The organism is Paenarthrobacter sp. NPDC089988 (assembly GCF_044748465.1).
Classification (GTDB): domain Bacteria; phylum Actinomycetota; class Actinomycetes; order Actinomycetales; family Micrococcaceae; genus Arthrobacter.
On sequence record NZ_JBIVGD010000003.1, the window covers coordinates 293,529 to 305,838 of the forward strand.

Annotated in this window: 11 protein-coding genes; 4 read left to right on the forward strand and 7 right to left on the reverse strand. The window is 64.7% G+C overall.

The window, feature by feature from the left end; genetic code table 11:
• The first annotated feature begins 120 nt into the window (after nt 1-120).
• The 3 genes from ACIPV6_RS06750 to ACIPV6_RS06760 all read left to right on the forward strand — a co-directional run bounded on the left by ACIPV6_RS06750 (nt 121) and on the right by ACIPV6_RS06760 (nt 4,168).
• Nucleotides 121-1,632, forward strand: coding sequence for an MFS transporter (locus tag ACIPV6_RS06750; protein WP_400270123.1), 1,512 nt, complete (start codon nt 121-123; stop codon nt 1,630-1,632).
• 71 nt (nt 1,633-1,703) lie between these two features.
• On the forward strand, nt 1,704-2,510 hold the full coding sequence (locus ACIPV6_RS06755; RefSeq protein WP_400270124.1) for an IclR family transcriptional regulator: 807 nt from the start codon (nt 1,704-1,706) through the stop codon (nt 2,508-2,510).
• A gap of 218 nt (nt 2,511-2,728) precedes the next feature.
• Nucleotides 2,729-4,168 carry an amino acid permease gene (locus ACIPV6_RS06760; protein ID WP_400270125.1) on the forward strand — a complete coding sequence of 480 codons (1,440 nt, stop codon included), beginning with the start codon at nt 2,729-2,731 and terminating at the stop codon, nt 4,166-4,168.
• Between the two features lie 75 nt (nt 4,169-4,243).
• Here ACIPV6_RS06760 and ACIPV6_RS06765 read toward each other — a convergent pair whose 3' ends face one another.
• Both ACIPV6_RS06765 and ACIPV6_RS06770 read right to left on the reverse strand, forming a co-directional pair.
• A complete protein-coding gene (locus tag ACIPV6_RS06765; RefSeq protein ID WP_400270126.1) occupies nt 4,244-4,993 on the reverse strand; it encodes a 3-hydroxybutyrate dehydrogenase in 750 nt (249 codons plus the stop codon).
• A 4-nt stretch (nt 4,994-4,997) separates the two neighbouring features.
• Entirely contained in the window at nt 4,998-6,386 is a 1,389-nt protein-coding gene (locus tag ACIPV6_RS06770; RefSeq protein WP_400270127.1) for an MFS transporter, read from the reverse strand.
• Between the two features lie 144 nt (nt 6,387-6,530).
• Here ACIPV6_RS06770 and ACIPV6_RS06775 point away from each other — a divergent pair, with 144 nt between their 5' ends.
• Nucleotides 6,531-7,421 carry a LysR family transcriptional regulator gene (locus ACIPV6_RS06775; RefSeq protein ID WP_400270128.1) on the forward strand — a complete coding sequence of 297 codons (891 nt, stop codon included), beginning with the start codon at nt 6,531-6,533 and terminating at the stop codon, nt 7,419-7,421.
• A 25-nt stretch (nt 7,422-7,446) separates the two neighbouring features.
• Here the strand turns inward: ACIPV6_RS06775 and ACIPV6_RS06780 are convergent, their stop codons facing one another.
• Genes ACIPV6_RS06780 through ACIPV6_RS06800 form a run of 5 tightly spaced genes read right to left on the reverse strand, consistent with a single transcriptional unit; the run spans nt 7,447 to nt 12,296 of the window.
• Nucleotides 7,447-8,283, reverse strand: coding sequence for an ABC transporter ATP-binding protein (locus tag ACIPV6_RS06780; protein WP_400270129.1), 837 nt, complete (start codon nt 8,281-8,283; stop codon nt 7,447-7,449).
• On the reverse strand, nt 8,280-9,332 hold the full coding sequence (locus ACIPV6_RS06785; protein ID WP_400270130.1) for a FecCD family ABC transporter permease: 1,053 nt from the start codon (nt 9,330-9,332) through the stop codon (nt 8,280-8,282). Before ACIPV6_RS06785 ends, ACIPV6_RS06780 begins: the two co-directional genes overlap by 4 nt.
• Complete coding sequence (locus ACIPV6_RS06790) at nt 9,329-10,459, reverse strand: iron chelate uptake ABC transporter family permease subunit (protein ID WP_400270131.1); 1,131 nt, start codon at nt 10,457-10,459, stop codon at nt 9,329-9,331. The genes ACIPV6_RS06785 and ACIPV6_RS06790 overlap by 4 nt, the downstream gene beginning before the upstream one ends.
• A complete protein-coding gene (locus ACIPV6_RS06795) occupies nt 10,459-11,340 on the reverse strand; it encodes a siderophore-interacting protein (RefSeq protein WP_400270132.1) in 882 nt (293 codons plus the stop codon). Before ACIPV6_RS06795 ends, ACIPV6_RS06790 begins: the two co-directional genes overlap by 1 nt.
• Nucleotides 11,337-12,296 (reverse strand): ABC transporter substrate-binding protein, encoded by a 960-nt coding sequence (locus ACIPV6_RS06800; RefSeq protein ID WP_400270133.1) that lies wholly within the window; start codon nt 12,294-12,296, stop codon nt 11,337-11,339. The genes ACIPV6_RS06795 and ACIPV6_RS06800 overlap by 4 nt, the downstream gene beginning before the upstream one ends.
• Between the last annotated feature and the right edge of the window lie 14 nt (nt 12,297-12,310).

Sequence of the window (12,310 nt, forward strand, 5' to 3'; positions counted from 1 at the left end):
ATTTCTGGTCCCGCCACCCCAACGGCGAACGGACGCAAGATTCCGGCCACAGTTCCCAGCGATCCCCAGAAGCGTGGGTCCAGGACGTGTGGCGCACATCCAAAGGAAAGAAGGACAACGATGTTCGATCAGCCCAGTACACAACGTGCCGCGCCGAGAGCCAGCACCCGGCGGTTACAGGCAGAAGACTGCATCATCGTGGACAACCGCGAGCTGCGTAAGGCGCAGGTGGGCGCGGGCGTGGGCAACTTCATCGAGTGGTACGACATCGGCATTTACGGCTACCTGGCCGTGACTATGACGTCCGTCTTCACCGAAGGCATGGACGAACGCATGGGCCTGCTGGTCACCCTGTTGGGCTTCGCGGTCTCCTTTGTGGTGCGCCCTCTCGGCGGCATGATCCTGGGACCCCTGGGCGACAAGATCGGCCGCCGCAAGGTCCTCTTCTTCACCATGGCGCTCATGGCCGCGGCCACCACCACCATCGGGCTCCTGCCCTCGGCGGGACAGGTGGGCCTCTGGGTGATCATCCCCCTCTACCTGCTCAAGATGCTGCAGGGCTTCTCCACCGGCGGCGAATACTCCGGCGCCGCCACCTACATCGCGGAATTCTCCCCGGACCGCAACCGCGGCTTCATGACGGCCCTCCTGAACTCCGGCTCCATGCTGGGCTTCGCCGTCGGCGCGGGCGTCGTGGCCGCGACTACCGCACTGACCACCTCTGCCTGGGGTGCCCAGGCAATGCACGACGGCGGCTGGCGGCTTCCGTTCCTGCTCGCCCTGCCGCTGGGCATCCTTGCGATCTCGCTCCGAAGCCGCATTCCTGAATCGCCGGCCTTCGAAGTTGCCCATGAAAAGACTGCCAACCAGGACGTCAACCCGCTTTTCGTACGGCACAACCTGCCGAACATCTTGCGGTTCTACTGGCCGCAGATCCTTATCGGCATCGCCCTCATCGCAGCCGACGGAACCTCGTCCTACATGCTCACCAGCTACATGCCCACGTACATCGAGACGGAGGTGGGCTCCCCCGCCGTCCATACCGCGGTAGCCGCCGTCGTGGTCCTGGTGCTCCAGGCCGTCCTCATTCCGCTCGTCGCCCGCTGGTCGGACCGCATTGGCCGGAAGCCCATCTACACCATGGCCACCATCGGCAACCTGGTCCTGCTGGTACCAGCGTTCGCCCTCATGCACGTAGGCACCCTGTGGTCCCTCTACCTGGCAATGTTCCTCGTGATGGTACCCAGCGCGTTCTTCCTGGCCCTCACGGGCGCCGTGATGTCCGAGCTGTTCCCCACCGCTTCCCGCTACGGCTGCGTCGGCGTCACGCACAACCTGTCCATCTCCATCTTCGGTGGCACCACGCCCCTGGTGAGCCAGATCCTGGTTGAAGTCACCGGGAACTCGTATGCACCGGCTTTCTACATCATGTTCTTCTCAGCGGTGGCCCGCGTCGCCGTCTTCAAGATGCGGGAATCGGCAGCCCATCCCCTCCTGGGCTCGGTTCCCGTGGTCAGCAGCCACGATGAAGCGGCGGCGTTGGCCGACGGCCAGGACACCAACGAGCGGCTGGATACGGGCACCATGCTGCTGACCCCGCTTCCGTCGGGCGCAACCCTCGAACGCCCGTAGCCCCGGCATAGGATGGATGGGACATTGAGCACGAGGGCGCCCAGCCTTGGCCACAAAGACCGGGAGCGGACATGGCATCGGAAGCAGAGCAGGCAGACGTCGACGCCGGAGCATCAGCGCCGGACGAGGCCGCGGACCTGACCAACAAGTCCGTCATCAAGGCCACCATCCTGCTTTCCGAACTCGGCCGGCACCGCCAGGGCATCACCGTGACCGAACTGGCGCAGGCCGTTGGCATGACGCGCCCCACCGCCTTCCGCCTGCTCTTGAGCCTGGAACAGACCGGATTTGTTGACCGCGTGGACAACCGCTACCGGCTCGGGTGGGAAATGTCCCGCCTGGGCCGGCTCGCCGACCCCTACGCCGGCGCCGTGGCCCGCATCCAGCCAATCCTGGATGACTATGCCGGCAAGCTCAAGGAGACGGTCAGCTTTGCCATGGTGCGCGGCGAACTGGCCTACGATGTCATCGCCGAGGCGTCCGCCTCCAGGTACCTGAACGTCTCCTTCTACGTTGGCGAGACCTATCCGCTGCACGCCAGCGCGACGGGCAAATTAATGCTCTCCGAACTAAGCGACGAAGCAGTGTCCGCGGCGCTGCCCAGGAAGCTTGCGTCCTACACCTCCCACACCATCACCAACCGGGAGGCGTTGCTCAAGGACCTTCGACGGATCCGCGAGCAGGGCTACTCCATCATGGACAACGAACTGGAGGAGGGCCTCTTCGTGGCGGCCTACCCGGTTCGCGAGGTGGACGGAACCCTCATGGGCATCGTCTCGGTGAACGGCCCGGTCCAAAGGCTGAAGTCTGAGCAACTGCCCGGCACCATCGACCAACTGCGCAAGGCTGCCGAGGAAATCACCAAGGCTTTGTCCTAGCGGCAGCCTGCCGAAAGGTTCGACGCCGGGCCGCACCGGCCGTTGCCGCCCCACCGGCGGCGGCTGCGCGACGCCGTCGACCAGAAAGCGCCCTGGCTGCACAGCTAAACCCGATTGTCTGCGATCAAAGACAGCAATGCCCCGTGAGACCGATCACAAGGCCTCCAAAAATGGTCTGCTGGTTAGCGATCCCCTCCCAAAGACGAGAAGGTTTTACCATGCAACACACCACGCTGGCCGAAAAGGACACCGTCCTCCAGGCCGCCGGATCGGCGCTCAGCCGTGGCCTCAACGTCCGTCACATCCGCTTCATGGCACTTGGATCCGCCATCGGCACGGGGCTCTTCTACGGTTCGGCCTCGGCCATCCAAAAAGCAGGACCCGCTGTCCTCCTCGCGTACATCATCGGCGGCGCCGCCGTCTTCATGGTGATGCGCGCGCTCGGCGAAATGGCTGTCAGGCACCCGGTTTCAGGCTCGTTCGGACAGTACGCCAGCCGTTACCTGGGACCGTTTGCCGGCTTCGTCACAGGCTGGACGTACGTGTTCGAGATGGCCATCGTGGCCATCGCCGATGTCACGGCCTTCAGCATCTACATGGGCTTTTGGTTCCCGCAGGTGGATCGCTGGATCTGGGTCCTTGCGATCATCCTCTTCCTCGGGGCCACGAACCTGCTCAGCGTGAAAGTGTTCGGGGAACTTGAGTTCTGGTTCTCCTTGATCAAGGTTGTGGCGATTATTGCCATGATCGTCGGCGGCGCGGCGATCGTCGTGTTCGGCTTCCAGACAGGGAACGACGGCGGTGGCGTGGCACCGGGACTGGGGAACCTGGTCAACCACGGCGGCCTGTTCCCGAACGGTTTCGAGGGCCTGCTGGCCGCGTTCGCCGTCGTGATGTTTGCGTTCGGCGGGATCGAAACGATTGGCATCACGGCAGGCGAGGCCGCCGATCCCAAGAAGGTCATTCCGCAGGCCGTCAACACCGTGCCGGTGCGCGTGCTGCTGTTCTACGTACTCACGCTTGGCGTGCTGATGAGCATCTTCCCGTGGAACGAAATCGGCAGCAACGGCAGCCCGTTCGTGCAGATCTTCGCTGGCTTGGGCATTCCGGCAGCGCCGCACATCCTCAACGCCGTGGTGATCACTGCCGCGTTGTCCGCCATCAACAGCGACATCTTTGGAGCCGGCCGCATCCTCTTTGGCCTGGCCCAGCAAGGCCACGCGCCCAAGAGCTTCGGCAAGGTCTCCCGCCATGGCGTTCCGTGGATGACCGTGGTGATGATGGGCGGCATCCTCCTGGTTGGCGTCGTGCTGAACGCCGTCATTCCCGAGGACGTGTTCGTGGTCATCGCCTCCATCGCAACGTTCGCAACCGTGTGGGTGTGGGTGATGATCCTTGCCTCGCACGTAGCCATGAAACGGGAGATCAAGGCCAAGGGCCTGCCTGCGTCCGAGTTCGGATCTCCGCTATGGCCTCTTGCGTCGATCCTGACCATGGCCTTCATGGCGATGGTGATCGTGATCCTGGGCGTGTTCGAGGACACCCGCGTTGCTTTGTATGTGGGTGGGACCTGGCTGGTGCTGCTGTTCGTGGCCTACAAGCTCTGGGTCCGTGGCGGAGGGCTTCGCCGGGCTGAGTTGGTTGACGAGACGGCGTAGGACCTGCGCCGAGATGACAGTTAATGCCAATGTTCCCGCCGAACATTGGCATTAACTGCCATCTCGCGGAGCCGTTTACCTCGCCGACCAGCCGCCGTCCATCGTGTAGCTCGCGCCGGTGACCATGCCGGCGTCGTCCGAGGCCAGCCAGGCCACCAGGGACGCCACCTCGGAAGGCTCCACCAACCGCTTCACCGCAGACTCAGTCAGCATCACCTTGGCGAGTACCTCGGCCTCGGGGATTCCGTGGAGCCGGGCCTGGTCGGCGATCTGGCGTTCAACCAAAGGGGTGCGGACGTAGCCGGGGTTGATGCAGTTGGAGGTGACGCCATGCTCCCCGCCCTCCAAAGCCGTGACTTTGCTCAGCCCTTCAAGGCCGTGCTTGGCGGACACATAGGCACTCTTGTAAGCCGAGGCCCGCAGCCCGTGGACGGACGAGACGTTGATGATCCGGCCAAAGCCGTTGGCGTACATGTGCGGGAGTGCAGCGCGAACCAGCAGGAAGGGTGCCTCAAGCATCAACGCCAGGATCCGCCGGAACTCCGCGGGGTCGAACTCCTCAATGGGCGCAACCTTCTGGATACCGGCGTTATTGACCAGGATGTCGCAATCAAGGCTCAAGGCGGCGAGGGAATCCACATCCAGCAGGTCCACGGTCCACGCGGTGCCACCCAACTCGTCGGCGAGGGCCGCAGCTCCGGAGGCGTCGACGTCGGCCACTACTACTTTCGCGCCACGAGCCGCGAGCGCCCGCGCACAGGCCGCCCCGATTCCGCTGGCGCCTCCGGTCACCAGGGCTTTGCGCCCATTCAAGGAGTTGTCCATCACATCAGCCCTTCGAAGTAGTGGAAGCGGGAGCCAGTCCGTGTCGCTCGGCATCGGCGGCATCGACGTCTTCCAGCGCGATGCCCTTGGTTTCCTTCAGGGAAACGACGGCGGCGGCGGTAATGCCGCAGGCGACAACGAGGTAGATGGCGGTCGGCACCCACGAGCCGGTGTCCTTCAGCCACTGGGTGGCCAGCAGGGGTGCCAGGGAGCCGGCGAAAATCGAGGTGACCTGCGAGCCGAGCGAAACACCGGAGTACCGCATGCGGGTGGGGAAGAGCTCGGCCATGATGGCCGGCTGACCTGCGTACATGAAGGCGTGGAGGCAGAGGCCGATGGTCACGGCGAGCACAATGATCACGGCGTTCTTGGTGTCGAACATGGGGAAGGCGAAGAACGGCCATACCGCGCCGGTGACAGCTCCCACCAGGTACACGGGCTTGCGTCCCCAGGAGTCCACCAGGCGGCCCACCTGCGGAATGACCAGGAAGTGGATCACGTGGGCGATCAGGAGTGCCAGCAGGAGCGAGGATGTGTCGTACTTGTGGACGCTCTTGAGGTAGACGATCGCGAAGCTGACCACCAGGTAGTACATGATGTTCTCGGCAAAGCGGAGTCCCATGGCCTGCAGGATGCCCTTGGGGTACTTGCGGATGACCTCGCCTACGCCATAGCTGATGGCCTTGGACTCCTCCACCTGGGCCTTGGCTTCCAGGAAGATGGGGGCTTCGCTGACGTGGGTGCGGATGTAGTAGCCGACGAAGACGATCACCGCGGACAGCCAGAACGCGACCCGCCAACCCCAGCCGAGGAAGGCTTCGCTGCTGAGGGTGGTGGACATGACGAACAGGACCAGGGTGGCCAGGAGGTTGCCCACAGGGACGGCAGCCTGCGGCCAGGATGACCAGAATGCACGCGACTTGTTGGGGCTGTGCTCGGCGACCAGCAGCACGGCGCCACCCCATTCACCGCCGAGCGCGAAGCCCTGGATGAAGCGGAGTGCAACCAACATGGCAGGCGCCCAGTAGCCGATGTCCACGAAGCCGGGGAGGCAGCCCATAAGGAACGTGGAGACACCGACGATCACGATGGTCAGCTGCAGCGTGGGTTTGCGGCCGAGCTTGTCGCCGATCTGGCCGAACACAATGCCACCCAGCGGACGGGCGACGAAGCCCACGGCGTAGGTGATGAAGGCCTGGATGATGCCGTCCAATTCATTGCCGGTGCTCGGGAAGAAGTACTTGCCGAAAACCAGTGTGGCGGCTGTGGCGTACAGGAAGAACTCGTACCACTCCACCACGGTGCCCACCATTGAGGCCGCGACGATCTTCTTCAGGCCTGATCCCTTGCCGGTGTTTCCGGCAGCGGGTGTGGAGCGTTGCTCTACGCTCATATCCATCTCCTCAGTGTCTTCTTTGACAATGCCCTTTTTCATGCGCGTTGTGATCCACAACACGAATAGCTTCACTGAGTATTGCTGCAGATTTGGCGTGCCTCAATAACCAAAGAGGCACCCCATGTGTGCAGAATTGCAGATATGAACCCTAACCCGGACGACCTCCTCATCCTCCTCGCCGTCTCACGGTCGGGTAGATTCACGACGGCGGCACAAGCCCTGGGACTGAACCACACCACGGTTTCGCGCAGGATTGCAGCGCTGGAAAAGGCGCTCGGCGGCCGCGCCCTCGCGCGTGCGGCAGGCGGCTGGGAACTGACCGAGCTGGGCGCGGAGGCTGTCCGGGTGGCCGAGCAGGTGGAAGCGGCCGTGGGTTCGCTGGGACCCAGCGACCGCGCACCCGACCCCATTGCCGGCGTCGTACGCATGACGGCTACCGATGGCTTCAGCGCCTATATCGCGGCACCGGCCGCCGCGCGCATCAGGAGGGAGCACCCGGGCCTCAGCCTGGAGATCGTTACCGTGACCCGCCGGGCACTCCAGCAACGCTCGGGCCTGGACATCGAGGTAGTGGTGGGGACACCACAGGTACACCGGGCCGAAGCGATCAAATTGGGCGAGTACCGTCTGGGCATGTACGCCTCACGCAGCTACCTCGAGGACAACGGAACTCCCACCAGCGTGGAAGAAATGACGCAGCACCAGCTGGTGTACTTCGTGGATTCCATGCTGCAGGTGGATGACCTGGACGCGCCCCGCAGGCTGGTTCCGAGCATGCGGGACGGGCTAACGTCAACCAACGTCTTTGTCCATGTGGAAGCAACGCGCGCCGGGGCGGGGGTTGGGTTCCTGCCGTGCTTCATGGCGGATCGCCACCCGGACCTCGTTCGGCTGCTGCCCGAAGACTTCGCCGAGCTCCTCCCCTACTGGCTGGTCCTCCGCCCCGACTCGATGCGCCGTCCCGCGGTAGCCGCCGTCGTTCACGCTTTGCGGGAGGAGACGGAGAACCGCCGGGCGGAGCTGCTGGGCTGAGGCCACCGCGGGGAGTTCCCGGGAGCTAGAGCGGAATGACCAGGGGCGTGTGGCTCACGGGATCGTCAATGACCATGCAGGGCAGGCCGAACACATACTCCACCAACCCTGCGGTGATCACGTCCGCTGGCCGCCCCTCGGCCACGACCGCACCATCCTTCATGGCGATCAGGTGCGAGGCGTACCGGCAGGCATGGTTGAGGTCGTGCAGTACGGCCACCAGGGTGTTGCCCTCGCCGTTCAGACGCTTGAACAGCTCCAGCAATTCGATCTGGTGGGCGATGTCCAGGAACGTCGTGGGCTCGTCCAGCAGCAACAAGGGGGTTTGCTGGGCCAGGACCATGGCCACCCAGACGCGCTGCCGCTGGCCTCCGGAGAGTTCGTCCACCAGCCGCCCGGACAGCTCGGTCACGTTGGTCGCCTCCAAGGCGCTGACGACGGCGGCCTCGTCCTTTTCCGACCATTGGCGCAACAACTTCTGGTGCGGGTAGCGGCCACGGGCCACGAGGTCCGCAACGGTGATGCCGTCAGGGGCGATGGAGGTCTGCGGCAACAGGCCCAGCCTCCGGGCCACGTCTTTGGCGCCGTAGGAGGAGATGTCCTTCCCATCCAGGAAGACCGTGCCGGACGTCGGCTGCAGCAGCCGCGACAAGGCCCGCAGCAACGTGGACTTTCCGCAGGCATTCGGACCCACGATCACCGTGAATTCGCCATCGGGAATCCGGACATCCAGGGCGGAAGACACCGTCCGGCCCGCATAGCCCAGGCTCACGCCGGCGGCCCGCAGCCGGGCATCCGTGGACACGAGCGGCACCGCCGGGGCAGCCAGTACGTCAGTCAAAACAGTCTCCTTCACAGTCATTGCCGCCGCACCTCGCGCGCCAGCAGCCAGACGAGGTAGCAGCCACCGATGCTCACGGTCACCACTCCCACCGGCAATTGAATCGGCGCGAAGAGGTTCTGCGCCACGATGTCGCTGGCCACGAGCAGGACAGCACCCATGGCAGCGGAGGGGACTAAGCCCACAGACGCCGAGCGGGTCAGTCGGCGGGCGAGTTGCGGAGCAGCGAGCGAAACGAACGCAATGGGTCCCGCGGCAGCGGTGACCATCGCTGTCAACGCGACGCCAACAGCCGCGAGGACCACCCGCGAGCCTTCCAGCCGAACGCCCAAGGCGCGGGCGGCGTCGTCGCCCATCTCCAAGAGCCCCAACCGGCGACCATAAAAGGCCAGCACCGCTAGCAGCCCGGCGAAGATCAGCACCACGGGCAGCACCTGCTCCCAGGACACCTTGTTCAGGGACCCGGCACCCCACACGGCGGCGGACATGGCCTGCTCGAGGGACGCCTTGAGGATCATGTAGGTGTTCACGGACGCCAGCATGGCACTCACCGCGATGCCCGCAATGATGAGCCGGAAGCCCTGGATGCCCTTTTTGTAGGCAAACAGGTACACCAGAACCGCGGTCACCAACCCGCCCACCAGCGCCCCCGCGGACACCGCGTAGTATCCGCCACCCATCAGCAGGATCACCACCAAGGCACCCGAGTAGGCGCCGGTGTTGAAACCTATGACGTCGGGGCTGCCCAGCGCGTTGCGGGTCAACGATTGGAAGATGGCCCCGCTGACCCCCATGGCCGCCCCCAACAACAGGGCCAGGAGGACGCGGGGCAACCTCCACTCCACCACCACCATGTGGATGGCGCCGGTGGAGCGACCGAACAGCGCCGAGACCACGTCCGGCACCGGGATACTGAACTCGCCCAGGCCAAGGGCGACGACGGCGAGCGCCAGGGCGGCGCCCGTCAGGACTGCGGTGACAATCATCGAACGGACGTCGAGGCGGGCCGAAACGCGGCCGCCCAAGGGACGGACAGCAAGAGTTCGCCTGCCAAAATCAATGGCGCTCACAGGGTGCTCACTTTCCGGCGGCGGATAAGCCAGATCAATACCGGTGCCCCGACGAACGCGGTGATGATGCCTACCTGCATTTCGCCGGGCCTGAGCACCAGCCTGCCGAGGACATCTGACACCAGCAGCAACACCGGTGACAGCACCAGCGTGTAGGCCAGGATCCAGCGCTGGTCCGGGCCGACGATCCAGCGGGCCACGTGCGGGACCATGAGTCCCACAAAGCCGATGGGACCTGCCGCTGCAGTAGCGGCGCCACACAGCAGGGTGACGGCGATGATGGTCCATGTGCGGGTGCTGAAGATGTTGGCGCCGAGTGACTTGGCCGTGTCGTCACCCATGGCCACGGCGTTGAGTGGCCGGGCCAAGGCCAGGGCGATGATGGTGCCCACCACGATGAACGGCGCTACGGTGGCCACGATGTCCCACGAACGGTTGCTGAGCGTACCGGCGGTCCAGTTGCGCATGCTGTCGAACACGGCGGGGCGGAGGAGCGTGATCCCGGACGAGACCCCGCCGAGCACCGCGCCCAGGGCAACCCCTGCCAAGGTGAGCCGCAGCGGGGTAGCCCCTCCCCTGCCCATGGAACCGATCAGGTACACGATCACGGTGGCGATCACGGCCCCGATAAAGGAAAACCAGATGTATTCCTGGATGCTGGTTACCCCGAACAGGGCGACGCCGAGGACCACAAAGAATCCAGCACCGGCATTGACGCCCAGGATGCCGGGGTCCGCCAAGGGGTTGCGCGTCATCGCCTGGATGAGGGCTCCGGAGAGTCCCAGCGCTACACCCACGAGCACGCCGACGACGGTCCGCGGAAAGCGCAGGTCGTGGATGATCACGTGTTCCGGCGAGCCGTCATAGGCGGTGATCGCCGGCCACAGGTTGGCGGGATCCACGTCTTTGGAGCCTATGACCATGCTGAGCAGGAGGGCCAGGGCCAAGGCAGCGATGGACGCGATCAGTCCGAGCAGGCGGTAGCGGTTGACGGCGGCAAGGCCGGCGCTGCCCTGGCGTGCGGATGCGGAGGGCACCCCGGACGCGGAGGACGCCCCGGATGCGGAGGCCGGCGCTGCTGCCTGCCCAGCCCCGGCCTCCGTTCCCGCCATGGTTCCGCTGGTCATTACAGTCCCAGCAGTTCGAACTTGGCGTCCTGCAGGTCCTCGAGTTCTTCGCGGTCGCGCTTCTCGTCGGACCACAGTTCGTCGAACCAGCGGCGCGTTTCGGCGTCGAGGTTCTCCCAACGTTCCGTCCACGCCTCGCTCTTGTCCGTCCAATAGCCGATCAGCTTGTAGGACCCAGGCGTGAGCTTCTTCTCGTGGCGCAGGTATTTGCGGATCCCGCGCAGTACCTTTGCTTCCCCGGCCACCCAGATGTATCCCGTTCCGCCGGGGAGTTGCATGCTCTTCAGGGCCTCGTCCAACCGGGATTGGCTGTGCCCATTACCGCCGTGGATCCAGGCAACCTCGGTGCCCGCACCGATCACCAGGTCCTGCTGGTGAGACGGGTCTTCCACCTCGATCAGGACGCGGGTGCGCACTCCGGGCGGAGTCAGTTCCAGCAAGCGGGCAACGGCGGGAAGTCCGGTCGCGTCGGCCAGTAGGATCTGCCATTGCAGCCCGGCCGGCGGATCGTACAGTCCCGTAGGCGAGTTGAGCCCGACGACGTCACCCACCTCGGCGCGCTGCGCCCAGGCTGCTGCCACGCCGCCGTCGTGAACGACGAAGTCGATGTCCACGGTGCCCGCTGCCGGATCCACGGACCTGACCGTGTAGGTCCGCATGGCTGAGGGCTTGACGCCGGGTTCCCAATCCCAGGAATCGCCCGTGGAAATGGGCAACCGGGCCTCGTGTTCACCTGCATCCGGCAGGAAGACGCGGAGATACTCGTCACCCACACCGGTGGACTCGAACCCGGCCAGGCCAGGTCCGCCGAAGGTGATGCGGACCATTCCGGGGGTCAAAACCCGGGTAGCCAGCACCTCCGCGCGGTAAATGCTCATCATGGCAGGAGCGCCTTTTCGATCTTCTCCAGCAGCGCGTACTGGCCGCTCGGGGAGCCGTAGATCATCTCAAGGTCGTAGGTGAAGATCTGCTTGTTGGCTACGAACGGCAGCGAGGTCCAGAGCTTGTTGTTGGCCAGCGGCGCGAAGGCATCCGGGTTGGCGCCGTCCTTTTCGGGGACCTCCGTGGTGATGACAGCGTCGATGCCCTTGAGTTGTTCCAACTGCTCGGCACTGAGCTTGGCGCCTTCGCCGTCAGCAAGCGGGGAGATCTTCAAGCCAAGGTCCTTGATGACCAGGCAAGGGGTTCCGTAGCAGCTGACCGTCACCTGGTCTTCGTAGTAGTCAACCGGGCCGATGACCAGGTTGCTCTTGCCGGCCTCGGCCAGGCGCTTCTTCACGTCATCCACCTTTGCCTGGTACTTGTCCATCCAGGCCTGGTACTGCTCGGTCTTGCCGAAGGCCTCGGCGACGGTCTTGAACTTGGTGCGCCAGTCGCTGCCGTCAAAGCCGTTGAAGGTGTAGGTGGGGGCGATGTCGGAGAGCTTGCCGTCCAGGTCCTTCTCGTAGCCGAGGCCGTTCAGGATGACGTCCGGCTGGGCCTTGAGGATCGCCTCGAAGTTGAACTCCGGGTAGTTGGTGAAGGGGGTGATCCCTTCAAGCGCCTTCTGGTCGAAGAAGTACGGGAACCCCTTGTAGCCGCTGTCGCGGATTGGCTGCTGGCTGGCCAACGGGATGCCGAGCGTAATGAGCATGTCCAGGTCCGTGGTGTACATGCCCAGGGCCTTCTTTGGTTCCGCCGGGATGGTCACCTCCTTGACCTCGCTGGTGACCGTACGGGTCTGCGCGGCAGCCGTGTCGTTGGCGTTCGCCACCGGGCTCGCGCAGCTGCTCAGCAGAAGGGCTGCCGATGCAAGCGCCGCGAGGGCAGCGGACATGGTTTTGGGGCGTGAAATCACTGTGGTCCTCTTGA